Annotated in this window: 24 protein-coding genes; 16 read left to right on the forward strand and 8 right to left on the reverse strand. The window is 65.0% G+C overall.

Annotated elements, in window-relative coordinates; all coding sequences use genetic code 11:
- Positions 1–18 precede the first annotated feature (18 nt).
- Positions 19–864 (forward strand): ion transporter, encoded by an 846-nt coding sequence (locus tag DQG17_RS11030; protein WP_198666092.1) that lies wholly within the window; start codon positions 19–21, stop codon positions 862–864.
- Positions 865–956: 92 nt separating this feature from the next.
- Positions 957–1460, forward strand: a complete 504-nt coding sequence (locus DQG17_RS11035; RefSeq protein ID WP_116132892.1) for a murein L,D-transpeptidase family protein — start codon at positions 957–959, stop codon at positions 1458–1460.
- 80 nt (positions 1461–1540) lie between these two features.
- On the opposite strand, the gene DQG17_RS11040 is transcribed toward DQG17_RS11035, so the two are convergent.
- Positions 1541–2077, reverse strand: coding sequence for a CAP domain-containing protein (locus tag DQG17_RS11040; RefSeq protein WP_116132893.1), 537 nt, complete (start codon positions 2075–2077; stop codon positions 1541–1543).
- A 176-nt stretch (positions 2078–2253) separates the two neighbouring features.
- On the opposite strand from DQG17_RS11040, the gene DQG17_RS11045 reads away from it, so the two are divergent.
- Positions 2254–2856: a L,D-transpeptidase gene (locus DQG17_RS11045; RefSeq protein WP_116132894.1), complete on the forward strand. Its 603-nt coding sequence runs from the start codon at positions 2254–2256 to the stop codon at positions 2854–2856.
- A gap of 142 nt (positions 2857–2998) precedes the next feature.
- Positions 2999–3190, forward strand: a complete 192-nt coding sequence (locus DQG17_RS11050; RefSeq protein ID WP_116133168.1) for a hypothetical protein — start codon at positions 2999–3001, stop codon at positions 3188–3190.
- Between the two features lie 101 nt (positions 3191–3291).
- On the opposite strand, the gene hemH is transcribed toward DQG17_RS11050, so the two are convergent.
- Together hemH and DQG17_RS11060 are read right to left on the reverse strand one after the other, a co-directional pair.
- On the reverse strand, positions 3292–4326 hold the full coding sequence (gene hemH, locus DQG17_RS11055; protein ID WP_116132895.1) for a ferrochelatase: 1035 nt from the start codon (positions 4324–4326) through the stop codon (positions 3292–3294).
- A gap of 40 nt (positions 4327–4366) precedes the next feature.
- Entirely contained in the window at positions 4367–5215 is an 849-nt protein-coding gene (locus DQG17_RS11060) for a methyltransferase domain-containing protein (protein WP_116132896.1), read from the reverse strand.
- On the opposite strand from DQG17_RS11060, the gene DQG17_RS11065 reads away from it, so the two are divergent.
- The 6 genes from DQG17_RS11065 to thpR all read left to right on the forward strand — a co-directional run bounded on the left by DQG17_RS11065 (position 5214) and on the right by thpR (position 10326).
- Positions 5214–5960 (forward strand): ComF family protein, encoded by a 747-nt coding sequence (locus DQG17_RS11065; RefSeq protein ID WP_116133169.1) that lies wholly within the window; start codon positions 5214–5216, stop codon positions 5958–5960. The genes DQG17_RS11060 and DQG17_RS11065 overlap by 2 nt on opposite strands.
- A 29-nt stretch (positions 5961–5989) precedes the next feature.
- On the forward strand, positions 5990–6247 hold the full coding sequence (grxC, locus tag DQG17_RS11070; RefSeq protein WP_116132897.1) for a glutaredoxin 3: 258 nt from the start codon (positions 5990–5992) through the stop codon (positions 6245–6247).
- Positions 6244–7086, forward strand: a complete 843-nt coding sequence (locus tag DQG17_RS11075; protein WP_116132898.1) for a carbon-nitrogen hydrolase family protein — start codon at positions 6244–6246, stop codon at positions 7084–7086. The genes grxC and DQG17_RS11075 overlap by 4 nt, the downstream gene beginning before the upstream one ends.
- Complete coding sequence (locus DQG17_RS11080) at positions 7083–7538, forward strand: MarR family winged helix-turn-helix transcriptional regulator (RefSeq protein ID WP_116132899.1); 456 nt, start codon at positions 7083–7085, stop codon at positions 7536–7538. The genes DQG17_RS11075 and DQG17_RS11080 overlap by 4 nt, the downstream gene beginning before the upstream one ends.
- A gap of 113 nt (positions 7539–7651) precedes the next feature.
- Entirely contained in the window at positions 7652–9718 is a 2067-nt protein-coding gene (locus DQG17_RS11085) for a hypothetical protein (RefSeq protein ID WP_116132900.1), read from the forward strand.
- A gap of 74 nt (positions 9719–9792) precedes the next feature.
- Positions 9793–10326 (forward strand): RNA 2',3'-cyclic phosphodiesterase, encoded by a 534-nt coding sequence (gene thpR / locus DQG17_RS11090; RefSeq protein ID WP_157973585.1) that lies wholly within the window; start codon positions 9793–9795, stop codon positions 10324–10326.
- 84 nt (positions 10327–10410) lie between these two features.
- Here the strand turns inward: thpR and ubiG are convergent, their stop codons facing one another.
- Positions 10411–11157, reverse strand: coding sequence for a bifunctional 2-polyprenyl-6-hydroxyphenol methylase/3-demethylubiquinol 3-O-methyltransferase UbiG (ubiG, locus tag DQG17_RS11095; RefSeq protein ID WP_116132902.1), 747 nt, complete (start codon positions 11155–11157; stop codon positions 10411–10413).
- 68 nt (positions 11158–11225) lie between these two features.
- Here ubiG and pip point away from each other — a divergent pair, with 68 nt between their 5' ends.
- On the forward strand, positions 11226–12215 hold the full coding sequence (gene pip, locus DQG17_RS11100) for a prolyl aminopeptidase (protein ID WP_116132903.1): 990 nt from the start codon (positions 11226–11228) through the stop codon (positions 12213–12215).
- Here pip and DQG17_RS11105 read toward each other — a convergent pair.
- Entirely contained in the window at positions 12184–13428 is a 1245-nt protein-coding gene (locus tag DQG17_RS11105) for a sodium:proton antiporter (RefSeq protein ID WP_116132904.1), read from the reverse strand. The two genes, pip and DQG17_RS11105, sit on opposite strands and share 32 nt — an antisense overlap.
- Before the next feature lie 238 nt (positions 13429–13666).
- On the opposite strand from DQG17_RS11105, the gene rimP reads away from it, so the two are divergent.
- Genes rimP through infB form a run of 4 tightly spaced genes read left to right on the forward strand, consistent with a single transcriptional unit; the run spans position 13667 to position 19167 of the window.
- On the forward strand, positions 13667–14308 hold the full coding sequence (gene rimP / locus DQG17_RS11110) for a ribosome maturation factor RimP (RefSeq protein ID WP_116132905.1): 642 nt from the start codon (positions 13667–13669) through the stop codon (positions 14306–14308).
- A 26-nt stretch (positions 14309–14334) separates the two neighbouring features.
- Positions 14335–15948 carry a transcription termination factor NusA gene (gene nusA / locus DQG17_RS11115; protein ID WP_116132906.1) on the forward strand — a complete coding sequence of 538 codons (1614 nt, stop codon included), beginning with the start codon at positions 14335–14337 and terminating at the stop codon, positions 15946–15948.
- A 22-nt stretch (positions 15949–15970) separates the two neighbouring features.
- A complete protein-coding gene (locus DQG17_RS11120) occupies positions 15971–16603 on the forward strand; it encodes an RNA-binding protein (RefSeq protein WP_116132907.1) in 633 nt (210 codons plus the stop codon).
- Positions 16600–19167, forward strand: a complete 2568-nt coding sequence (infB, locus tag DQG17_RS11125; protein WP_116132908.1) for a translation initiation factor IF-2 — start codon at positions 16600–16602, stop codon at positions 19165–19167. Before DQG17_RS11120 ends, infB begins: the two co-directional genes overlap by 4 nt.
- A gap of 577 nt (positions 19168–19744) precedes the next feature.
- Here the strand turns inward: infB and mutT are convergent.
- The 3 genes from mutT to DQG17_RS11140 are packed head-to-tail and all read right to left on the reverse strand — an operon-like array spanning position 19745 to position 22258.
- On the reverse strand, positions 19745–20143 hold the full coding sequence (gene mutT / locus DQG17_RS11130) for an 8-oxo-dGTP diphosphatase MutT (RefSeq protein WP_116132909.1): 399 nt from the start codon (positions 20141–20143) through the stop codon (positions 19745–19747).
- Positions 20140–21387 carry a bifunctional glutamate N-acetyltransferase/amino-acid acetyltransferase ArgJ gene (argJ, locus tag DQG17_RS11135; RefSeq protein WP_116132910.1) on the reverse strand — a complete coding sequence of 416 codons (1248 nt, stop codon included), beginning with the start codon at positions 21385–21387 and terminating at the stop codon, positions 20140–20142. The genes mutT and argJ overlap by 4 nt, the downstream gene beginning before the upstream one ends.
- Positions 21388–21403: 16 nt before the next feature.
- The gene (locus DQG17_RS11140) at positions 21404–22258 is read right to left on the reverse strand and encodes a peptidylprolyl isomerase (protein WP_116132911.1); all 855 of its coding nucleotides are present in this window, start codon (positions 22256–22258) and stop codon (positions 21404–21406) included.
- A 175-nt stretch (positions 22259–22433) separates the two neighbouring features.
- On the opposite strand from DQG17_RS11140, the gene secA reads away from it, so the two are divergent.
- The gene (secA, locus tag DQG17_RS11145; RefSeq protein ID WP_116132912.1) at positions 22434–25145 is read left to right on the forward strand and encodes a preprotein translocase subunit SecA; all 2712 of its coding nucleotides are present in this window, start codon (positions 22434–22436) and stop codon (positions 25143–25145) included.
- Positions 25146–25157: the final 12 nt, after the last annotated feature.

Consider the following 25157-nt stretch of genomic DNA (forward strand, 5'->3'; position numbering starts at 1 on the left):
ATTCCAAAGCGGACAGACATGCGACAGACCCTGAAGGCCTGGCTTGAACGCCCGGCGACCGGCAATTTCATCATCGGCGTGATCGTGTTCAACGCGATCCTGCTCGGGCTCGAGACCTATCCGGCGGCGATGGAGCGGGCGGGCGGGCTGATTTTGACCCTCGACTACCTCTGCCTGACGATCTTCGTGATCGAGATCGCGGTGCGGATCTTTGTCCACCGGCTGGCGTTTTTCCGCGACGGCTGGAGCCTGTTCGACTTTGCGGTGGTCGGCATCGCGCTGGTGCCCAACGCACACGGGCTGTCGGTGCTGCGGGCGCTGCGGATCCTGCGGGTGCTGCGCGTGATCTCGGTCATGCCGCGGCTGCGCCGGGTGGTCGAGGGCTTCGTTTCGGCGCTGCCCGGCATGGGCTCGGTCTTTGTGTTGATGGGGCTCGTGTTCTATATCGGCGCGGTGATGGCGACGAAGCTCTTCGGCGCGGCGTTCCCGGACTGGTTCGGCTCGCTTGGCAAGTCGGCCTATTCGCTGTTCCAGATCATGACCCTCGAATCATGGTCGATGGGGATCGTCCGTCCGGTGATGGAGGTCTATCCCGAGGCCTGGGTTTTCTTCATCCCCTTCATCCTGCTCACCACCTTCGCGGTGGTGAACCTGCTGGTCGGCCTGATCGTGAACTCGATGCAGGACGCCCACCAGGAGGACGAGATCGCCCGCACCGAAGCCTATCGCGACGAGGTTCTGATCCGCCTTGCCGCAATCGAAACGCGCCTGAGCCAGTCCGAACCGCAGGGAGACTCGCGCGCGATCCCCGATCCCGATGGCGCCGCAGTGCGGCAGGCGGATCACACCGGGATGCGTCTGTAGGCGAAGCGGTGCCGAAGCCGCCAAGGCCTCTTCAAGATAACGATTTTTCGGCTATAATCCGCCTATAAAAAAACTGGTTGGGGCAAGGCAGCATGAACTATCCCAGACGCACTCTGCTGGCTGGCGGTGCAGCGCTCGCGCTTTCGGCGTGTTCGGGCAAGAAGGTCGCGACCTATAACGGACCCGAGGTAACGCGGCTTCAGGTCGTGAAAAGCCGACGCAAGCTTTACGTCTTCAACGGCCATACCTTGCTTGAGGACTACAAGATCGACCTCGGCTCGGCGGCCGAGGGGCCGAAGCGATTCCGCGGCGATGGCAAGACGCCGGAAGGAACCTACGTGATAGACCGCCGCAATCCGCGCAGTTCCTATCACCTGTCGATCGGGATCTCCTATCCGAACCAGGACGACGTGGCCTATGCGAACGCCTTTGGGCAGGACCCCGGCGGCGACATCTTCATTCACGGCGAACCGAACGACGGCAAGAAAGGCCGCCGCAAGGACTGGACCGCCGGCTGCATCGCCCTGACCGACGAAGAGATGGAACAGATCTATCTCATGGTCCGCCTCGGGACACCGATCGACATCTACGCCTGAAACCGGATCCTGAATCAAGAAGGCGCCGCGTGGTCTGTCCCGCGGCGCCTTCCTGTTTTTCGGGCTGTTCCGTTGCCGCCCTAGAAGCCGGTGGCCTCATAGGCTGCGGTCATCGATGTGCCGTATATTGGGGCACCTGTCACCAAAGTCCACCAGATCTTGCTGTTGGCGTCCTGATGCCACCCGAACCCCATTTCGGTCGCTTCGGGATCCATGATCACTGACCGGGTGTCGCTTTCGTTCATCCAGGCGTTCAGCGTGGTGATCTCGTCCTCGAAGGATTCCGACACGTTTTCACCCATGAACTTGCCGGAATAGCCGGCGCGCGCGACGCGCTGGATCGGCGAGGAGCCGTCCGAGCCCCAGTGCCAGGGCCGGTTCTGATAGGACATGTCGCGTGAATGCGCCATCGCGGCGGCGCTCAGTTCGCTGCTGAGCGTCATCGGCTGCAGGCCGGCCGCGGTGCGCGAGCCGTTGGCCTGTTCGAGCACCCGGCCGGGGATCCGGGCAGCGTCACCGCGGGAGATACGATAATTGCCGCTGCCGCCGCCCCCAGGGCTTCCGCAGGCTGCCAAGGTCAGGGTCAGGGCTGAGAGGATCGCAATCAAGCGTGTCATGTATCTGCCAGAAGATTCGAGTTCAGACCCGTCTAGCCTTCGAAACGCCGGGGCACAAACACTTCAAGAGGCAAGTCGAAAACTGGCGCGCGTTTGATTTGCGACCGAGGCGCTATGGCCATAGTATGACGCAGCACCCGGACGAGGTGTGTCAAACGGAGTCTCAAGGATACCCGATGTCTGATTCGTTCCTTTCGAAGCCTAGCCGCCGCGCCTTCCTTCGGGCAGGCGTTGCCGCAACGGCCAGCGGCATTGCCCTTCCGGCATTTGCCCAGACCGACGTCTTCGGCGTGGTGGAAGAAACCGGCACCACTCCGTCGCACAACATCTCGAGCTTCCGGAACCGCAGCTGGCAGCCCTATTTCACCTCGACTCAGGGCGGCGCGATCCTGGTCGACATCGACTCGCGTGCGCTGCATTACTGGTCCTCGGATCAAAGCGTCTATCGGCTTTATCCCTGCAGCGTTCCGGTGTCGCAGGACCTGACCCGGCGGGGCCGGACCGATGTGATCCGCAAGGTCGAGGGGCCGACCTGGTCGCCGACGCCGTCGATGAAACTGCGCAATCCCGAATGGCCGGATTTTGTGCCCGCGGGCCCCGACAACCCGCTCGGCACCCACGCGCTCTATCTCGGATGGCAATACTATCGGATCCACGGAACGCACGACACACGCAAGATCGGGCGCCCCTCGTCGTCAGGCTGCATCGGCCTGTACAATGAACATATTGCAGAACTTTATTCTCTGGTGGCGCCGGGCGCGCAGGTGTTGCTTATTTGACGACATCGGCGCAAGCTTGCTGATGTGTGGCGCGGAGACCGATTGCCAAATCTGCGATGGTCTGCGAGGAATTGAGCACGAGGTACTACTAGAGCGTGCGGGCGTCCTCACTATCCAGCCCGTGCAAAAACTGGAGGTTAACATGAAGAAGTTCGTTCTCGCTGCTGCTCTGGCCGCTGCCGCTTCGACGGCTGTCGCTGGTGGCTACGAAGAGCCGGTCGTTGAGCCGGTAATCATCGAAGAAGACACCGGTTCGTCGGGCGGTGGCCTCTGGGTTCCGCTGTTGATCTTTGTGATCATCGCCGGCGCCGCGGCTGCTGCTGCTTCCAACTGATAAGTTGGTCGAAAAGATTCTGGAAAAGGCGGGCATCGGCCCGCCTTTTTCATGTCTGGCGTCAGGGAAACTGAAACCCCATTCGGCCGCTTTTTGCAGATCTATTCCGTCCAGCCGCGAAGATTGTCGCCGATCACGTCGCAAAGCGCTGCAATATGGGCGTCGTCGTCATTTAGACACGGGATGTAGGTGAATCGCTCGCCGCCCGCATGTTCGAAACTCTCGCGGATTTCCTCGCGGATCTCTTCCAGCGTCTCGATGCAATCGGCCGAAAACGCCGGCGCGATCACCGCGATCCGTTTGTTTCCCGCCTCGGCCTGACGGGCAACCTCCTCCACCGTATAAGGCTTCAGCCATTCCTCGGGGCCAAAGCGGCTCTGGAAACTGGTCTTGATGCGGTCATCGGCCCAGCCCAGCCGTTCCTTCAACAGCCGCGTCGTTTTCTGGCATTGGCAATGATAGGGATCGCCCTCGGTCAGATAGCGTTCGGGCAGGCCGTGGTAGGAGCAGATCAGGATGTCAGGCTCGGGGTCGAGCGCGGCATAGGCCCGGCGCACCGAGGCCGCAAGCGCATCCATATAGCCATCGTTGGTAAAATAGGGCGGCACGGTGCGCACCGCTGGCTGCCATCTTTCTTCCATCAGCGCGCGAAAGAACTGGTCGTTGGCAGTTGCGATCGTTGCACCGGCGTATTGCGGGTATAGCGGAAAGAACAGGATCCGGCGGCAGCCCTGTTCGACCAGGGCGCGGACCTTCGAGGCGGTCGAGGGATTGCCGTAGCGCATGCAATAGTCGACCACGACACCCTCGCCATGACGATCTGCAAGCGTCGCGGCGATCTTTTCCGTCTGCGCCCGGGTGATCGTCGCCAGCGGGCTTTCGTTCGCTTCCTCGTTCCAGATCGAGCGATAGGCAGCGCCCGACGAGAACGGCCGTTTCGACAGGATGATCAGCTGCAGCAGCGGCTGCCATTTCCAGCGCGGATAGTCGATCACGCGGCGGTCGCTGAGAAACTCGCTCAGATAGCGGCGCATCGACCAATAGTCGGTGCCATCGGGTGTTCCAAGGTTTGCAAGCAGCACACCGATCTTGTCGGTCGGCAGAACCGGGTGGCTGGCAGGACGGGTGTCGGTCATCGGGAAACTCCGGTGGCAGTTGCAGTCGTTTTGCCGGCGATCAGTCGCCGACGGGCGGCAATGTCCCGCCAACGGGGTGTTCCTCGGTTCCCAGCGCGTCGGCCAGCCGGGTGGCGGCCGAGCCGGGGCGCAGGGGCCGCGGTTGCGAGGCGTCGGGCGCCCAGCCCGACAGGAACAGGATCTCGAAGGTCGCGGGGATGCGGCCGTCCTCCTGGCCATGGTCGGCGGCATATACCTCGGCCATCCGAAGGAACAGTTGCCGTGGCGCCGGCTGGCGGTGGCGGGCATCAAGCGCGTTGGTCTCGCCCATGGCGCGCAGATCGTGCATCAGGTGGAATGGCGTCTGGTAGCTGACGTTCAGCGTCAAGCTGTCGGCGACCGGCAGCGCAAAGCCCGCCCGCTGCAGCAGGCTGCCGATGTCCCGGATCTCGGCCATCGGCAGGATCCGCGGCGACAGCCCGCCGAGTTCCGCGATCTCGGCCCGGGTCAGGGCGTCGCGCAGCTCGCACAGGGTTTCGCCGCCAAAGAGGCAGGCGAGGAACAGCCCGTCGGGCTTCAGCGCCCGGTGGGACTGGACCAGCTGGCCCACGGGATCGTCGGCCCAGTGCAGCGCCAGCGCATGGATCACCAGATCATGGGCGCCGACGGACAGATCCAGAACCTCGTCGTCGGCCACGTGGGTCGCCTCCGGCATCAACTCGGCCCAGAGATCCGGGAAACCCGACACCACCGCCGGTGCCGTAAAGCTCCTGTTAACCATGGCCAGTCTCTCCTGCATCTCGTCGGCCATTTCGCGGTGCAGGAAGTCGGCCATGCCCTCGGGCGCCCGCCGGGCGCGGGCGCGGGCGCGGCTGAGGGCGGCGCGGTCGGTAAGGCGGGGTGGGGGCATGATCGGTCTATCTGGGGTGAGGGCAGGGGCGCAGGCGGTGATCGCGGCAATCTACCCGCCCCATTGCGTCAACTGCAACGCCATCGTCGGTCACGAAGGTGCGCTTTGCGGTCCGTGTTGGCGCGATACGCCGTTCATCACCGGCCTTGTCTGCGATCTTTGTGGCACGCCTTTGCCTGGCGAGGCGCCAAAGGGGCCGGTGCATTGCGACGATTGCCTGAAGATCGCCCGGCCCTGGACCCGCGGGCGGGCGGCGATGACCTATGGCGGCAACGGGCGTCGGCTGGTTCTGGGGCTCAAGCATGGCGACCGGACCGATCTTGCCCGTGCTGCGGCCGGATGGATGGCGACCGCGGGTGCGGCGCTGCTGCAGGACGATCCGCTGATCGTTCCCGTGCCGCTGCACTGGCGGCGTCTGTTCCAGCGCCGCTATAACCAGTCGGCCCTGCTGGCCCGGGCGCTGGCGGCACGGACCGGGCTTGCCTGCTGCCCCGACCTGCTGCAACGCCGCCGTTTCACCGGCAGCCAGGACGGCAAGGGCATCGAGGCGCGATTTGCCAACCTTGCGTCGGCGATTCGCGTTGCGCCGGGGCGGGCGGCGTTGTCACGGTGCCGGGTGATTGTGCTGGTCGACGACGTGATGACCTCGGGTGCCACCTTTGCAGCCTGCGCCGAGGCCTGCCTTGCGGCTGGCACGGCCGAGGTTCGGGTTCTGGCACTGGCGCGGGTCAGCAAGGACGGATAGGGTTTTGCAGGTCCCATTCGGAGAATTGAATGCCACCTGTCGAGATCTACACCACACCCTATTGCGGCTATTGCGCGGCAGCCAAACGGTTGCTCGAGAAGAAAAGCGTGCCGTTTTCCGAGATCGACCTGTCGCGCCAGCCAGAGCGGCGGCAGGAGATGCTGAGCCGCGCCAACGGCGGCTATACCGTGCCGCAGATCTTCATCGGTCCCACCCATGTCGGCGGCTGCGACGAACTTTATGCGCTGGAGCGGGCGGGCAAGCTCGACCCGCTGCTGGGGGCATGAGCCGGGTTCGTGCCGCCCTGCTGCAGCTGAACGCCGGCGACGATCCGGCGGCAAACCTTCCGGTGACGCGAGGGTTCATCGACAGTGCCGTGTCCGAAGGGGCAGAGTTCGTGCTGACCCCCGAGATGACCAATTGCCTGTCGGCCAGTCGCCGGATTCAGGCCGAGGCGATGCGCCCCGAGGCCGAGGACCCGACCCTGGCGGGCCTGCGCGATACCGCGGCGCGCCACGGGATCTGGCTGCTGATCGGCTCGCTCGGGCTGAAGACCGACGACCCGGACGGCCGGTTCGCCAACCGCTCGTTCCTGATCGGCCCCGATGGCGGCATCGAAGCGCGTTATGACAAGATCCACATGTTCGACGTGGATGTCTCGCCAACCGAAAGCTATCGCGAATCCACCGCCTATCGGCCGGGCGCGCGGGCGGTTCTGGCCCGGACGCCTTTTGCCACGCTCGGTCTTTCGATCTGCTATGACCTGCGATTTCCGTATCTGTTCCGTCGCCTTGCCGGGGCGGGCGCGCAGATCTTGACCGTTCCGGCGGCCTTCGCGGCCGTCACCGGCGCCGCCCATTGGGAGGTGTTGCTGCGTGCCCGCGCCATCGAAACCGGCGCCTTCGTTCTGGCACCCGCGCAGACCGGCACCCATGCCGCACGCGAAGGCCGGTCGCGGCAGACCCATGGACACAGCCTGGCGGTGGCGCCATGGGGCGAGATCCTGGTCGATGCCGGCACGGCACCCGGCGTCAGCTGCGTCGATCTCGACCTCGATGCGGTGGCCGAGGCGCGCTCGCGCGTTCCCTCGTTGCGTCATGACCGCGCCATTGAGGGCCCGGAATGAACCCGCAGAGCCGAAGCCTCGCCGTCGCCTTGTTCAGCGAGATCTTCACGGTCGACCAGCTCGCCCGCAACCGGCTGACCAAGGCGATGCCGAAGGGCATGGAGATCAGCCATTTTTCGGTTCTGAACCACCTCGCCCGCGTCGGCGAGGAGCGGACGCCTGCGCAGCTTGCCCAGGCGTTTCATCTGACCCGCGGTGCCATGACCAATACGCTCGCGAAACTCGAATGGGCGGGGCATGTCCATATCCGGCCCGACTGGAACGACGCCCGGCGCAAGTTCGTGTCGATCAGCCCCTCGGGGCGCGCAGCCCGTGACGCGGCGATCGCCGCTGTCGCGCCCCTCGTCGCCGAAGTGGTGGAAGAGATCGGCGCCGACCGCATCCGCCTGATCCTTCCCGTTCTGCGCCAGTTGCGGGAACGGCTCGGGGCCGAATCGCCCGGGTCCGAATAGCAAATTAGGGTACGCCAGACCGTCGTTCGGGATGCTATCGTGAACCAGCGGCCGCCTGCTCCCGCAGGGAGCGGCCGGCTCCTCGGGACCCAAACGATGCAAGGACCTTGCCGATGCCCCAGCCTCAGGACGACATTTTCCGCCTTGGCCTGACCATGGCCGGCGCAATCTCGGCCGGTGCCTACACCGCCGGGGTGCTGGATTTCCTGTTTTCGGCGCTGAAGGCGCAGGACCCGGAGGGCAGCGGGATCCGGGTCGTGCTGAAGGCGATGAGCGGCACTTCGGCCGGCGGGGTCTGCACCGCGCTGTCGGTTCCGGCCCTGATTGAAGGTATCCGCCCGTTCGACGCTGCGGCGCCCTCGGTGCCGCTGCTGCACGCGATCTGGGTGCGCGAGCTTGATTTTCTTGGCGGACCGGGGCGCACCGGCCTCGTCTCGCAGACCGACCTCGACCGGGCCCGCAAGGATCCCGCCGGTGCCCATGTCTATTCGCTGCTGAACAGCGAGGCGATCGAGGAGGCGGCGAGCCGGGTGCTGGCCGATGTGGCGTGGAAAGGCGGGCGCTATGATTTCGTGGCCGAGGAGCTCGATCTTTTCATCACCTGCACAAACCTTGCAGGCCAGCCCTATCGCATCGCCTTCAACGCGGGGGACGAGGGCGACGGCCATCTGATGGCGAACCACGCCTATGTCGCGCATTTCCGGGTCGACGGGCTGGGCGCGATCCCGGTCGCGTCGCATTGGCTCGATATCTGGAAGGATCGCGGGGTCAGGCTGACGCTCGATCCCGCCGCCGGTCCCGGCGCGCCACAGGCGATCGACTTCGAGACGGCGGGCCCCTGGCACGATCTGCGCGAGATGGGCGTGGTCACCGGCGCCTTTCCCATCGGGCTTGCCGCCAAGCAGGTCGTTGTCAGCGCCCGCGAATTCGGGGTGTTCGATCCCGACGAGGACGATTGCGCCCGCGGCGGCGCCTGGCCGCTGGAGATCGACCCGGGACTGCGCCCCGTCGCATTCGGGCAGGGCGAACTGGTCTGCAGCCAGTCGATGAGCTTTGTCGGCGTCGATGGCGGGGTCTGCAACAACGAACCGTTCGAGCTTGCCCGCTATGCGCTGCGCGCGCCCGCCGCCCGGCCCGGTGCCGCGCCATGGGAGCTGGAGCCGAACCCGCGCGCACCGGACCGCGCCGACCGCGCGGTCATCATGATCGACCCTTTCCCCGAAGGACCGCAGCCTGACATGCGACGCGAGCTTTCTGCCGCGGACCGGGCGATCCTGCCGGTCGTCGCGGCGTTGAAATCGGCGCTGCTGGATCAGGCAAGGTTCAAGCCAGGCGAACTGGTCGCCGCGATGGACGGCGCCGGGCGCTCGCGGTTCCTGATTGCGCCGGTGCGCGACGGCAAGCGCGGTTCAGAGGCCATCGCCAGCGGTCTTCTCGGCGGCTTCGGCGGGTTTTTCAGCGAGGCGTTCCGCGAGCACGATTTCCAGCTGGGGCGCCGCAACTGCCAGTGGTTCCTGCAGAAGTATTTCACCCTGGAGGCGCCGCATCAGGTCTTTTCCGGGTTCGGCGCCGGCTCTGCGGCGGGGGATCGCCCGATCCTTGCGCTCGACGCAAGCCTCACCGCCGAGATCGCAGAGCCGCAATGGCCGCGGCTGGACGTGTCAGACATCACGACGCTGATCGAGGCGTTGCAGGCCCGCGTCGGCCGGATCGGCGGCGAACTGGTCCGCCAGGGATTCAGCGGAAAGATCTGGAAGATGGCGGTTGGCCTGCTGTGGAATGCCGCGGGACGGGGCCGGATCGAACAGTTGCTGACGCGGACCGTCGGCGCTGAACTGATCGCGCGCGATCAGGTGACCGAACTGGCCGGGCGCAGCGAGGCCGAACGCAAGGTGCTTGCCACGCTATTCGCCCCCGGACCCGACCTGCGGACGATCCCGGGGCTTGGCGCTGCGACGGGCCTGCCCGAAACCGATGTGGCGCACGTCATCGCCCGGCTCAAATCCGACCCGCGGCACCAGAACTTCGCAATCTGGGAAGGCGACGGGATTGTGATCGACGGTCAACGCCACCGGACCTTTGCAATCTGGGGCTTCCGGCCCAGGAGCATTCTGCTGTTCCCGGGGATCGGCGGCTATCTTCAGGGTCTGGCCGGGCGGATTTCGAGCGATATGGATTGAACTTTGGTGCCAATACCGCGCCGCCCCTTGCGCACCGCCCCGAGGCGAGCGAGGTTCGGCTCATGCGATGCTTCGTGGCAATATCCCTGACCGATTCCCTGACCGACGCCCTGGCGGAGTTGCAGGCGGAAATACCCGTCGGTCGGTTGACGCCGCCCGAAAACCTGCACCTGACGCTGAATTTCCTTGGTGAGCTTCGCGATCCGCAGGTGGTCGAAGCTCACGAGGCGCTCGAGGCGATCCGCGCCAAGCCGGTGCGCATCGAACTGACCGGGCTCGACCTGTTGGGCGCAGGCCGGCCGCAGGCCCTGCACGCCACCATCCGCTCGACCGAGCCGTTGCTGGCGCTGCAACGCAAGGTCACGCAGGCCCTGCGTAGCGCGGGACTCGATCTGCCGCGCCAGCGCTATCATCCTCATATTACCCTGGCGCGGTTCAACCGTCAGCCACAAGGCCTGGAAGCGACCGGACTTGCCGCGTTCCTGCAAGCGAATGCCGTGGCGGCCCTGCCAGGGTTCATGGCCGAGGCGATCACGCTGTTCCGCTCGGACCTCGGGATTGGCGGGGCCGTTCACAGTGAACTCGGGTGCTACCCGCTGGTTCCCTGAGGCCTAGGGGCGCACCCCGACCGGCGCGCCGTTGCCAGAGCATGCCGCCGCGCGGCCCGCAGGCCGCACCGCGGCAGTGCCGCCTCAGGCCGGCCGCACGCTTGCCGTCACATAGTTCACCGCAAGATCCTTGTCCGAGATCGACCAGCTCCAGTTCAGCGGGTTGAACACGAACCCCTTGACGTCGACCGGGGTCAGTCCGGCCTTGGCGATCAGGTCCTGCAGTTCCGCGGGCTTTATGAACTTGTCCCAGTCGTGGGTGCCCTTCGGCAACCAGCGCATCACCCATTCGGCGCCCACGATTGCCATCGCAAAGCTTCGGGCGTTGCGGTTGATCGTCGAACAGATCATCAGCCCGCCGGGCCGCAGCAGGTCATGGCAGGCGGTCAGATAGCTTTGCGGATCGGACACATGCTCGACCACTTCCATGTTCAGCACGACGTCGAACTGCTCGCCCGCCGCGGCCAGCGCCTCGGCGGTGACGTGGCGATAGTCGATATCGAGCCCCGATTGTTCGGCATGGATCTGTGCCACCGGAATGTTGCGCGGCGCCGCGTCGGCGCCGACCACCGTCGCGCCAAGCCGCGCCATCGGTTCGCTCAGCAATCCGCCGCCGCAACCGATGTCGAGCACGCGCAGTCCCTCGAACGGGCGCGGTGCGTTCAGGTCGCGGTCGAATTCTGCCGCGGTCTGCCGGGTGATATAGTCGAGCCGGGTCGGATTCATCATGTGCAGCGGCTTGAACTTGCCCGTCGGGTCCCACCACTCTGCGGCCATCGCCTCGAACTTGGCGACTTCGGCCGGATCGACGGTATTGGTGGACGTGGTCATGGCGGGCTCCTTCGGACGGGCGTTCATTGGACGTAGCGCGCTTCTTTCGGGCGCTATATAGCTCACTTATGGACAAAGACGCAGGGCACAAGAGCGCACTCCAGTATCTCTATCCGCCGCTGGTACCCTACGACCAGCGCATGATCGAGGTGGGCGATGGCCACACGCTTTACGTCGAACAATGCGGCAATCCCGGGGGCATTCCTGTCGTCGTCCTGCACGGCGGTCCCGGCGGTGGCTGCAGCCCGGCCATGCGGCGCTATTTCCATCCGCGACACTACCGGATCGTGCTGTTCGACCAGCGTGGCTGTGGCAGGTCGCGCCCCCATGCCAGCGTCGAGGCCAATACGACCTGGCATCTGGTCTCGGACATCGAGGTGATCCGCGAGGCGCTGGGAATCGACCGCTGGGTCGTCTTCGGCGGCAGCTGGGGGGCGACGCTGGCGTTGTGCTATGCCCAGACCCATCCCGACCGCGCCGCCTATCTGGCGTTGCGCGGGGTATTCCTGATGACCCAGGGCGAGCTCGACTGGTTTTACGGCGGCGGTGCCGGGCAGTTCTTTCCCGAACAATGGCGGCGCTTTGCGGGCATGATCCCGGGGGCCGCGCCAGGCAATCTGATCGACGCCTATACGCCCTTTCTGTTCGATGGCGACATGGCCCGGCAGATCCGCTTTGCCCGCGCCTGGACGGCGTGGGAAAACGCGCTCGCCTCGATCAACAGTTCCGATTCAGGTGGCGAAAGCCCGGGCGATCATGCCCGCGCCTTCGCCCGGATCGAGAACCACTTTTTCCGTCACCGCGGCTGGCTTGACAGCGACGAACAGATTCTCGAGCGCGCCGACCGTCTCGCCGGGATGCCGGGGGCCATCGTGCAGGGCCGGTACGACATGATCTGCCCGCCGGTTTCGGCCTGGCGGCTGGCCGAGCGCTGGCCCGCCGCCGATCTGCGCATGATCGGGCTTGCGGGGCACGCGCTCAGCGAACCGGGGATCAGCGCCGAACTGGTGCGGGTCACCGACGCGCTCATTCACCAGGCCGACCGTCTGGATCTGTGACCGCGGGCGGTTCCGGGGCGGTACCGTTCACCGGACCAAGCCGGAAGATCTGCGCCGCCCATCGCGCCGTCAGCCCGTGGACATAGGCCGAGACGAGGACGGCGCTGGTGGCGACGACCAGGATCTCGGGCCCTTTCGCCAGCTCGTCGAAATCGAGCACCACGAAAATCGCGAACAGCGCCGTGGCGAGCCCGCGCGGCCCGAACCATCCGAGGAACAGCCGTTCGTTCGGCCGCGTCGAGGTTCCCATCAGCGACAGCCAGATCGCGACCGGACGCACCACGAGGATTGACAGGAACACGACGCCCAGCGTGGCAAGATCGGCGTGGGTCAGCGCCAGCGGCACCAGATAGGCACCGATCAGCAGAAAGCTCAGGATCGCCAGGAACTGGCCGTCTTCCTCGAGGAAGTCCCGGATTGCGATCACCTTGCCGCCCGCGGCGTTGGCAAAGGCGAAGCCGCCGGCGAAGACGGCGACGAAACTGTTGCCGCCAAGGATCTCGGCAAGGAAAAACATCGAGCCGACCAGCGCCAGCGTCATCACCCCGTCAAGCGCCGGGTCCATCCCATTGCGCGCGGTCGCGACGCGCCGCAGCCAGCCGCCGAGGATCCCGACCGCAACCCCGACCGCAAGCCCGATCCCGACCTGTGCCAGGATGAACAGCACCAGACTGTTCGGCGCGTCGGTGTCCTCGCCCACCGCGAGGAAGGCGAAGAACACGACGAAGGGGAATGCCAGCCCGTCGTTCAGCCCGCTTTCGGCATTGATCGTGTCGCGCAGGGTTTCCGGTATCTTCGGGTCGCCCATGATCGGCTTTCCCAGCGCCGCGTCGGTGGGCGCGAGCAGCGCGGCCAGCACGCAGGCCTCCCAGAACGGCCAGTCGGGCAGCAGGACGAGGTTCACCGCCAGCCCCAGCACAATCGCGACCGGCAGCCCGATCAGCAGCATCCGGCCCGCCAGGCCCTGGATCCGGCGCGCCGCACCGCGGGTCAATTCGGTCGCGTCGGCAAACAGCAGCAGCGCCAGCGTCAGCTCGGCCAGCCTGTGGAACATGCTGCCGGTGTCGTGGCTGAGTGCGGGAACCTGCAGGGCCGCGACCACACCGACCGCCAGAAACACCATCGGCATGGTGATCCCGATCCCCGCCAGACCGCGCGAGAACAACGTGTAAAGCAGGATCAGGATGGCAATTGCCGCATAGAGATGGACCATGGCCGTCCTTTCGATGGTGTACCTCACCCTAGCGGCCGAGCCGACCGACGGGAAGTGTCGCCTGCGATCCGGCAATTCATCGGCGCGCGACAGCGAACGGCCGCAAGGGCGCTTGCAATCGCTGTGTGATTCGCCTATGTGCCAATCCAACAGCGGCGCTGCCGGGTTCCTCCCGAATGCTCCACCGGGAAAGATCGACGGGCCGCGTGCCCGTTTTTTTGTGTTTGGGATATTCCCTATGAACGACCTGATTGCCAAGACCAACATCGACCAGCGCCTGGCCGAGATCCTGACCCCCGTGATCGAGGGGATGGGATACGAACTGGTGCGGATCAGGCTGATGTCCGGGAAGACCCGGATCCTGCAGATCATGGCCGAGAAGCCCGAGGGTGGCATCGAGGTCGACGATTGCGCCAAGATATCGACCGCGGTCAGCGCGGTGATGGATGTCGAGGACCCGATCGAGGACAATTACACCCTCGAGGTGTCATCGCCCGGCATCGACCGCCCGCTGACCCGGCTGAAGGATTTCGAGACCTGGGCCGGCTATGAGGCCAAGATCGAGACCGTGGAACTGATCGACGGCCGCCGCCGGTTCAAGGGTGCCCTGCAGGGGGTCGAGGACGGCGAGGTGCTGATCGAGATCGAGGGCGCGAGCCCGGATGCCGAACCGATCGTGATCGGGCTGCAGTTCGACTGGCTGAGCGACGCGAAGCTGGTGCTGACCGACGAGCTTATCCGCGAGATGCTGAACCAGCGCAAACATGCGGGCGTGATTGACGAGGCTGGTTTCGACGAAGTTCAGACCTTCCTGGCCTCCGACGACACGGATGCCGAAGACACAGACGCCGGTGACAACGGCGCCACGGGCGAAGACTGAGAATTCCCAGAGAGGACCGACAAGAGATGGCCATCACATCCGCCAACCAGCTGGAACTGCTGCAGACTGCCGAGGCCGTCGCGCGCGAGAAGATGATCGACCCGGGCCTCGTGATCGAGGCGATGGAGGAGAGCCTCGCCCGCGCCGCCAAGTCCCGCTATGGCAGCGAGATGGACATCCGCGTCAAGATCGACCGCAAGACCGGGCGCGCGGCCTTCACCCGCGTGCGCACCGTGGTCGAGGAAGAGGCGCTGGAGAATTATCAGGCCGAACTGACCGTCGAGCAGGCCAGGCAGTACCTTGCCGACCCCAAGGTGGGCGACGAGATCCTCGAAGAGGTTCCGCCCGTGGAACTTGGCCGGATTGCCGCGCAATCGGCCAAGCAGGTGATCCTGCAAAAGGTCCGCGAGGCCGAGCGTGATCGCCAGTACGAGGAATTCCGCGACCGTGCCGGCACGATCATCAACGGCGTCGTCAAGCGCGAGGAATACGGCAACGTCATCGTCGATATCGGCCGTGGCGAGGGTATCCTGCGCCGCAACGAGAAGATCGGCCGCGAAAGCTATCGCAACGGCGACCGCATCCGCTGCTACATCAAGGACGTGCGTCGCGAGGCCCGCGGCCCGCAGGTGTTCCTGTCGCGCACCGCGACCGAGTTCATGGCCGAATTGTTCAAGATGGAAGTGCCCGAGATCTACGACAACATCATCGAGATCAAGGCCGTGGCCCGCGACCCCGGCAGCCGCGCCAAGATCGCCGTTGTCAGCTATGACAGCTCGATCGACCCGGTGGGCGCCTGCGTCGGCATGCGTGGCAGCCGTGTGCAGGCCGTGGTGAACGAACTGCAGGGCGAGAAGATCGACATCATCCCGTGGAACGAGGACATGCCGACCTTCCTTGTGAACGCGCTGCAGCCCGCCGAGGTCACCAAGGTCGTGCTCGACGAGGAAGCCGAGCGGATCGAGGTCGTCGTCCCCAACGAGCAACTGTCGCTGGCGATCGGCCGGCGCGGCCAGAACGTGCGGCTGGCGAGCCAGCTGACCGGGCTCGACATCGACATCATGACCGAGGAAGAGGAATCGCGCCGCCGCCAGGCCGAGTTCGAGGAACGCACCAAGCTGTTCATGGACACGCTCGATCTGGATGAATTCTTCGCGCAGCTCCTGGTCTCGGAAGGGTTCACCAACCTCGAGGAGGTCGCCTATGTCGATCTCGACGAGCTTCTGGTGATCGACGGGGTCGACAGCAGCACCGCAGCCGAGCTGCAGGCCCGTGCCCGAGATCATCTCGAGGAGATGAACCGCAAGGCGCTCGATCATGCCCGCGAACTGGGTGTCGAGCAGGGTCTTATTGACTTTCCCGGTCTTACACCCCAGATGATCCAAGCTCTTGCCGAGGACGGCGTGAAAACGCTCGAGGACTTTGCCACCTGCGCCGACTGGGAGCTTGCAGGGGGCTGGACCACCGTGAATGGCGAACGCGTCAAGGACGATGGTATTCTGGAGAAATTCGACGTATCTCTTGCAGAAGCACAGAATCTCGTCATGACGGCGCGCATTCAGCTTGGATGGGTCGATCCGGCCGATCTGGAGCCGGAATCGGAAGACGCCGCGGACGAGCCCGAAGAGGCAGGTGCCTGAGTCGGAAAACGGAAATCCGGCCATGGGGCGAGGTGGGCACAAGCAGGATCGGGCAGAGGCGGAACGCCGCTGCATCGCGACCGGGCGGGTCTTGGGCAAGGCGGATCTGATCCGCTTTGTCGTCGGGCCCGACAACTCGGTTGTTCCCGATCTGGCGGAAAAGCTGCCGGGTAGGGGCATCTGGGTGTCGGCGGACCGGCAGGCGCTGGAACTGGCGGTGCGCAAGCGGTTGTTTGCCCGCAGCGCCAAAAGTCCGGTGGTGGTGCCGGAGGATCTGGTTGCCATGGTCGAGGCGGGTCTGACGCGCCGGATGATCGAAATGCTGTCGCTGGCCCGCAAGGCGGGGTTGGCGGTGGCTGGATACGAAAAGGTTCGCGGCATGCTGCAGTCCGGTGAGGCGGTGGTGTTGCTGCAAGCCTGCGATGGCTCCGAACGGGGCAAGAGCAAGTTGCGTCTTCCATCCGATGAGGGTGACACATTCGATTTTCTGACGGCCCGGGAATTGGGTTTGTCCTTTGGTCGAGACCATGCAATACACGCGGCGCTGTGCGCTGGCGGACTCACAACGCGTGTTGTAGAAGACGCCACACGGCTTTCCGGCCTGCGCGGAACGAACGGGGCATCCGGCCCCGGAAAGGACGATGGGATCGCATGAGCGAGAATGACGGCAAGAAAACCTTGGGCCTGAAGGGCGGCGCGCGCTCTGGGCAAGTGAAGCAGAGCTTCAGCCATGGACGTACCAAAAGCGTCGTGGTCGAGACGAAGCGCAAGCGTGTCGTCGTGCCAAAACCCGCAGCCGCGAATACCGGCGGCGGGGCAAAGGGCGGCAGCCCTGGGCGTCGTCCCGCCGGAATTTCCGATGCCGAGATGGAGCGCCGCATGAAGGCGCTCGCGGTGGCCCGGTCGCGCGAGGCAGAGGATGCCGCGCAGCGCGAGGCTGACGAAAAGACGCGGGAAGAAGAACGCCAGCGTCGCCGCGACGATATCGAAGCCAAAGAGCGCGAGGAACGCGAGCGTGAAGACGCGCGGCGTGCCAAGATCGAGGCCGAAGAGGCTGCGAAGCGCGAGGCCGAAGAGGCTGCAAAACGCGAGCGCGACGAGCGCGAGGCGCGTGTTGCCACGACAGCCAGCAACGGTGCCGCCAAGGCCGACGAGAAAGACGCGCGCCCGGTCGAAGACCGCCGCGCACCTGTGGCCCGCACCGATGCCGAAGGCGAGTCGCACCGTGGTGTCGGCAAGCCCGCTGGTGGCACGCGCCGGCCCGAGCGCGACGATCGCCAACGCGACACGCGCAACGCCAAGGCCCGCGACGACGGACGCCGCGCCGGCAAGCTGACGCTGAACCAGGCCCTCACCGGGGGCGAAGGCGGCCGTCAGCGCAGCCTTGCTGCGATGAAACGCAAGCAGGAGCGTGCGCGCCAGAAGGCCATGGGTGCCGGAGATCTGCGCGAAAAGGTCGTGCGGGACGTGCAACTGCCCGAGACCATCGTTGTGTCCGAACTGGCCAACCGTATGGCAGAACGCGTGGCCGACGTGGTCAAGGCGCTGATGCAGAACGGCATGATGGTCACCCAGAACCAGACCATCGACGCCGATACCGCCGAGTTGATCATCGAGGACTTTGGCCACCACGTGGTCCGGGTCTCGGACGCCGACGTCGAGCAGGTTATCTATACCGTCGAGGACAAGGACGAGGATCTGGTGACGCGGCCTCCGGTCGTGACCGTGATGGGCCACGTCGACCACGGCAAGACCTCGCTTCTCGATGCGATCCGTCATGCCAAGGTGGTGTCCGGCGAAGCCGGCGGGATCACCCAGCACATCGGCGCCTATCAGGTTCGCACCGATCGCGGCGGGCTGATCACCTTCCTCGACACGCCGGGTCACGCGGCCTTCACCTCGATGCGTGCCCGTGGTGCGCAGGTGACCGACATCGTGGTTCTGGTGGTCGCGGCCGACGATGCGGTGATGCCGCAGACCGTCGAGGCGATCAACCACGCCAAGGCGGCGGGTGTCCCCATGATCGTGGCGATCAACAAGATCGACAAGCACGAGGCCAACCCGCAGAAGGTCCGGACCGACCTGCTGCAATATTCGGTCGTGGTCGAAGAGATGTCGGGCGACGTTCAGGATGTCGAAGTCTCGGCCAAGACCGGCCTCGGGCTTGATGACCTGCTCGAATCGATCGCGGTGCAGTCCGAGGTCCTCGAACTCAAGGCCAACCCGAATCGGGCTGCCATGGGTGCGGTGATCGAAGCCCAGCTCGACGTCGGGCGCGGTCCCGTGGCCACCGTTCTGGTTCAGAACGGCACCCTGCGCCAGGGCGATATCTTTGTCGTCGGCGAGCAATGGGGCAAGGTTCGGGCGCTGATCAACGATCAGGGCGACCGGGTCACCGAGGCCGGGCCGTCGGTTCCGGTCGAGGTTCTGGGGCTCAACGGCACGCCCGAGGCGGGCGATGTGCTGAACGTGGTCGATACCGAGGCTCAGGCCCGCGAGATCGCCGAGTACCGCCATCAACTGGCCAAGGACAAGCGCGCCGCAGCCGGAGCCGCGACAACGCTCGATCAGCTGCTGGCGAAGGCCAAGGCCGATCAGGACGTCAAGGAACTGCCGGTGCTGGTCAAGGCCGACGTTCAGGGCTCGGCCGAAGCCATCGCTCAGGCGCTGGAGAAGGTCGGCAACGACGAGGTCCGGGTGCGTCTGTTGCATTCGGGCGTCGGCGCCATCACCGAAAGCGATATCACGCTGGCCGAGGCCAGCGGCGCGCCGGTGATCGGCTTCAACGTTCGGGCCAATGCGCCTGCGCGCGCCGCGGCGAACCAGAAGGGCGTCGAGATCCGCTACTATTCGGTGATCTACGACTTGGTGGACGATGTGAAGGCGGCGGCCTCCGGCCTGCTGTCGGCAGAGGTTCGCGAGCACTTCATCGGCTATGCCGAGATCAAGCAGGTGTTCCGGGTTTCGGGCGTCGGCAAGGTCGCGGGCTGTCTGGTCACCGAGGGCGTCGCCCGCCGGTCGGCCGGTGTACGTCTGCTGCGGGACAACGTGGTGATCCACGAAGGCACGCTGAAGACGCTGAAGCGCTTCAAGGACGAGGTTCCCGAGGTTCACTCCGGTCAGGAATGCGGCATGGCCTTCGAGAACTACGAAGATGTTCGCGACGGCGACGTGATCGAGATCTTCGAGCGCGAAGAGATCGAACGCAAGCTGGCCTGACCCGGCCTGCATCGCGATACGGAAAACGGGCGGCCTTCGGGCCGCCCGTTTGCTTTGGCACCTGGCGCCAGAGCCGCACGGTGCCGGGGTGCGGCCGGTTTAACGGGGACGACAGGAAGCGAGGCCCAGGAGAAGCCACAAGCCGCATCTTCGGCGTCACCTGCGAAACGGGAACGGGGGGGCGAGACGGGTTTGTGGCGCAAGGTCGACGCTGCCACACATCCTGTCGGCCAAAACAATACGGGCGGCCGAGTGAGGGCCGCCCGTGTTTCTGTGGTGTGATTGCCCGAGGTGGTGTCGGGGCTTAGGCGGCCTTCGACTTGATGGGGGTACCCTTGAAGGTACGCTCACCGACCTGGACGAGAATCCGTCCATCGGCCAGATCACGCACAAAGGTTCCCTGCACAGAGATATGAGACCCAACAGTGATAGTACGCAGCATCGAGAGGTTTCTCCTTCCCTTGGATTTTGTCCGACCAACGTAATTTATGTTCGTACAAACACCACTAATAAAATTGTCACAAACACCCAAAACGGGATTAAATGTTGTGCAAATACGATATGACGTTGCGGCGTGTTACAGCCAGTCGCGCAGGTGCGCGATCAGCGGGATGTCCGCGGGCGGCATCGGATGGGCGGCAAGATCTCCTGCTTTCACCCATTTCAGACGCTGTCCTTCCCGGGACATCGGGGTTCCCTGCCATTTTCGACAGGCAAACAGCGGCATCAGAAGATGAAATTCAGGATAGCTGTGGCTGGCGAAGGTCAGGGGGGCGAGGCACGAGGCCCAGGTGTCGATCCCCAGTTCTTCCTGCAATTCGCGAATCAGGGCGATCTCGGGGGTTTCGCCCGGCTCGACCTTGCCGCCCGGAAACTCCCACAGACCGGCCATCGACTTTCCTTCTGGCCGTTCGGCCAGAAGAACGCGTCCGTCGACGTCGATCAGCGCAACCGCCGACACCAGCAGGGTCTTCACGACCTGTAGTCCGCGTTGATCGTGATGTAGCCGTGGGTCAGATCGCAGGTCCAGGCGGTGAACCGACCGGCCCCCAGCCCGAGGTCGACGCCGATGACCAGTTCGGACTGCTTCATGTAGGCTGCGCCCTCGGCCTCGGTATAGCCTTCGGCGACCCAGCCCTTTTCGGCCAGCAGGATGTCGCCGAAGTGGATGGTCAGCCGGTCGCGGTCGGCCTCTGCCCCCGATTTTCCGACGGCCATCACCACCCGACCCCAGTTCGGATCCTCGCCCGCGATCGCGGTCTTGATCAGCGGCGAATTCGCGATCGCCATCGCGACCTTTCGCGCATCGGCATCGTCGGCGGCCCCGGTCACGCGAACCTCGACAAACTTCGTCGCACCTTCGCCATCGCGGACCACCTGATGCGCCAGATCCAGCATCACCCCGTGCAGGGCCTCGACAAAGATCCGGCCAGTATCGCTCTCCAGGGCCTCGACCGAGACGGCGCCGCGCCCCGTGGCGGCCAGGATCAGCGAGTCCGATGTCGAGGTGTCGCTGTCCACGGTGATCGCATTGAACGTGATCGGGGTCAGCGCCGACAGCGCAAGCTGCAGCAGCTCCTGCGAAATCTTCACGTCGGTGAAGATATAGACCAGCATGGTTGCCATGTCGGGGGCGATCATCCCCGACCCCTTGGCAAAGCCCGCGATGCGGATCGGCCCCTCGGGGGTCTCGACCACGCCGCCCGAGCCCTTCGGGAACGTGTCGGTGGTCATGATCGCCGCGGCGGCCGCCTCGATGGCGCCGGCGTCCAGATCGGAGACCAGCGAATCGATCTTGGCGACGATACGATCATGCGGCAGACGCTCGCCGATGACGCCCGTCGAGGCGGTGAAGACCCGTGCCTCGGGCACGCCCGCGGCCGCAGCGACGGCGGCACAGATGGCCGCCACCGATCCGTCGCCCGCGGCGCCGGTAAAGGCATTCGAATTGCCCGAGTTCACGAGAATGGCCGCGCCAGAGCGTTCGTCGGCGCCGATGGCAAGCTTCAGCTCGCAGTCGCGTACCGGGGCGGACCGGGTGGCCGAGCGGGTGAAGACGCCCGCCACGACGCTGCCCGGCGCAAGCCGAGCCAGCATCACGTCGGTCCGGCCGGCATAGCGTACGCCCGCCGCACCTGCCGAAAACTCTACCCCCGCAATCGGGGGCAGATCAGGAAATCCCTCGGGGGCGAGGGGCGAAACGGGCGGCTTGCCGGCCATGAACGCGCTCCGCCGATCAGTTAGACAGGAAGTCCGGATTGTTCAGCACAGCCGCCGGGTCGATGTCCAGCTCGGGACGGTCGACCTCGGTCTTGGCCATGACGTCGGTCAACGCGTCGCCGATCACCTGATCGCGAACCTCGGCGACCAGATCGTCACGCACATCGTCCATCGAGGGTGCCGCAGCCATCCGGGTGTCTTCGAGCAGGATGACATGCCAGCCGAACTGGGTCTGCACCGGATCCGACACCTGGCCGGGTTCCATCGCAACGACGGCCGTCTCGAACTCCGGCACCATCATGCCAAGGCTGAACCAGCCCAGATCGCCGCCGTTCGGGCCGGAGGGACCCGTCGACTTTTCCTTGGCCAGCGCCGCGAAATCGGCCCCGCCGTCAAGTTCGGCCTTGATGGCCTTGGCCTCGTCCTCGCTCGCCACAAGGATGTGGGCGGCGTGGAATTCCTTGGTGGGTTCGGCAGCAGCGTATTTCGCGTCATAGGCGGCCTTGAGCATCTCGTCGGTCACGCCCGCGTCGACCACCTTGCGCAGCGCGTCTGCGGCCATCAGCCCGGTGCGCTGGTTGTCGATGGTCAGTTCTGTGAAGGGCGAAACGCTCCCGTCGAGGGTCTGGGCCAGCGCGGTCTGCTGGATCAGTTGTTCGACCAGCCCCGAATACAGCATCGCGGGATCGACCTGCTGGTATTCAGCGGGCAGCGTGGCGCGAGCGGCATAGACGTTGCCAAGCGTGATCGCCTTGCCGCCGACGGTCGCAACCACGGTGTCCGGCCCGATGTCCTGGGCCCAGAGCGGTGCGGCTCCGAGCAGCGTAAATGCTACCATCCCGGCGGCCCAGGTTGTTCTGATTGTCGTCATATTAAGTGGCTCCCCTTCAACCGCGCCGTTGCGCGGCGTTGACACTGCAATGGCGCCCCCTTACATCGCGGTTGGTCCGAGAGTGCCGGGCGGTCCTTCGTTGGAAGCTTGGTAGCGTTGTGCGGAGAGACCGGCAAGGCGTACTCTCACACGAATACGTCAAGGCGGAGCGGAAATGCTAGGCATTGGAACGATCGCGAAAAAGGTCTTCGGAACCCCGAACGACCGCAAGATCAAGGCGAGCCGCCCCGTCATCGAGAGGATCAACGCGCTCGAACCGGAGTTCGAGAAGTTGACCGATGCGGGGCTGATCGAACGGACACGCGCGCTGCAAGAGCGCGCGAAAGCCGGCGAGGATCTGGACGATCTGCTGCCCGAGGCCTTCGCCAATTGCCGCGAAGCGGCCAAGCGGGCATTGGGGCTGCGCGCCTTCGACACCCAGTTGATGGGCGGTGTCTTCCTGCATCAGGGCAATATTGCCGAGATGAAGACGGGCGAGGGCAAGACGCTCGTGGCGACCTTCCCGGCCTATCTGAATGCGCTGTCCGGCAAGGGCGTGCACATCGTCACGGTCAACGACTATCTCGCCCGGCGGGACGCGGAGTGGATGGGCAAGGTCTATGCCCATCTCGGCATGACCTGCGGTGTGGTATACCCCCAGCAACCGGACGCCGAAAAGCGCGCGGCCTATCGTGCCGACGTCACCTATGCCACCAACAACGAGCTTGGCTTCGACTATCTGCGCGACAATATGAAGTCCGAGCTGAAGGAAATGGGGCAGCGCGGTCACAACTTCGCGATCGTGGACGAGGTCGACTCGATCCTGATCGACGAGGCGCGGACACCGCTGATCATCTCTGGTCCGAGCCAGGACCGGTCGGACCTGTACCGCACCGTCGACAAGATCATCCCCGAACTGACCGATGAACATTTCACGCTCGACGAGAAGACCAAGAACGTCACCTACACCGACGAGGGCAACGAGTTCCTCGAGGAACGTCTGGTCCGCTATGGTATCCTGCCCGAGGGCCAGCCGCTTTATGCCCCCGAAAGCACGACGATCGTGCACCACATCAACCAGGGTCTGAAGGCGCACAAGCTGTTCCAGAAGGACAAGGACTACATTGTCCGCGACGGCGAGATCATGTTGATCGACGAGTTCACCGGGCGGATGATGGCCGGCCGGCGCCTGTCGGACGGCCTGCACCAGGCGATCGAGGCCAAGGAAGGCTGCGAGATCAAGCCGGAGAACGTCACGCTGGCATCGGTCACTTTCCAGAACTATTTCCGGCTGTACGACCGGCTGTCGGGGATGACGGGCACGGCGCTGACCGAGGCCGAGGAGTTCCACGAGATCTACAATCTTGGTGTGGTCGAGGTTCCGACCAACCGTCCGATCGCCCGGATCGATGACCACGATCAGGTGTTCCGCACCGCCAAGGAAAAATACGCAGCTATCGTCGAAGCGATCCGCGAGGCCCATGCCAAGGGCCAGCCGGTACTGGTCGGCACCACCTCGATCGAAAAATCCGAGATGCTGAGCACGTTGCTGACCAAGGAGGGGCTGCCGCACAATGTGCTGAACGCCCGTCAGCACGAGAAAGAGGCCCAGATCGTCGCCGACGCCGGCAAGTTCGGCGCTGTTACCATCGCCACCAACATGGCCGGCCGCGGCACCGACATCAAACTTGGCGGCAACGTCGAGTTCAAGGTGATGGAGGCGATTGCCGCCGATCCCGACCGCGACCCCGAGGATATCCGCGCCGAGATCGAGGCCCAGCACAAGGACGACGAAGAGGCGGTCAAGCAGGCCGGCGGGCTGTTCGTGCTCGCGACCGAACGACACGAAAGCCGGCGGATCGACAACCAGCTTCGCGGCCGCTCCGGCCGTCAGGGCGACCCGGGCAAATCCTCGTTCTACCTCAGCCTTGAAGACGACCTGATGCGGATCTTCGGGTCCGAACGGCTCGACGCGATGCTCGGCCGGCTCGGCATGAAGGAGGGCGAGGCCATCGTCCACCCCTGGGTCAACAAGTCGCTCGAACGCGCCCAGGCCAAGGTCGAGGGCCGCAACTTCGATATCCGCAAGCAGTTGCTGAAATTCGACGACGTGATGAACGACCAGCGCAAGGTCATCTTTGGCCAGCGCATGGAGATCATGGAAGCCGCCGATCTTTCGGATATCGTGCAGGACATGCGCCACCAGGTGATCGACGATCTGGTCGCGCAATACGTGCCCAAGCGCAGCTATGCCGACCAGTGGGAAACCGACAAGCTCTATGCCGCGGCAATCGAACAGCTGGGCGTCGACGTGCCGGTGATCGAATGGGCCGACGAGGAGGGCGCGGACGACGAGACGATCCGCGAACGTCTGTACAAGGCGACCGACGAGTACATGGCCCAGAAGACGGCGGCTTTCGGCGCCGAGACCATGCGGGTGATTGAAAAGCAGCTTCTGCTGCAGGTCATCGACACCAAGTGGCGCGAGCATCTGCTGACGCTCGAACATCTCCGCTCGGTCGTCGGGTTCCGCGGTTATGCACAGCGCGATCCGCTGAACGAATACAAGACCGAGTCGTTCCAGCTGTTCGAGGGGTTGCTCGACGGCCTTCGCGAGGACGTGACCCGCAGGCTTTCGCAGGTCCGCCCGCTGAGCGAGGACGAGCAGAAGGAAATGATGGCGCAGCTGATGGCGCAGCAGCAGGCGCTGCAAGCCAGGCTGAAGCCGTCTGGCCCGGCCGAGGACGGCGGCAGCCCGATCGCCGAAGGTCCCGCGCGCGAAGGCTTTGACGAATCCGACCCCTCGACCTGGGGCAGCCCCGGCCGAAACGATCCCTGCCCCTGCGGGTCGGGCAAGAAGTTCAAACATTGCCACGGGCAGTTCTGACCGACCACCGGC

The sequence above is a fragment of the Tropicimonas sp. IMCC34043 genome (genome assembly GCF_003390845.1).
In the GTDB taxonomy this organism is placed as follows: domain Bacteria; phylum Pseudomonadota; class Alphaproteobacteria; order Rhodobacterales; family Rhodobacteraceae; genus Tropicimonas.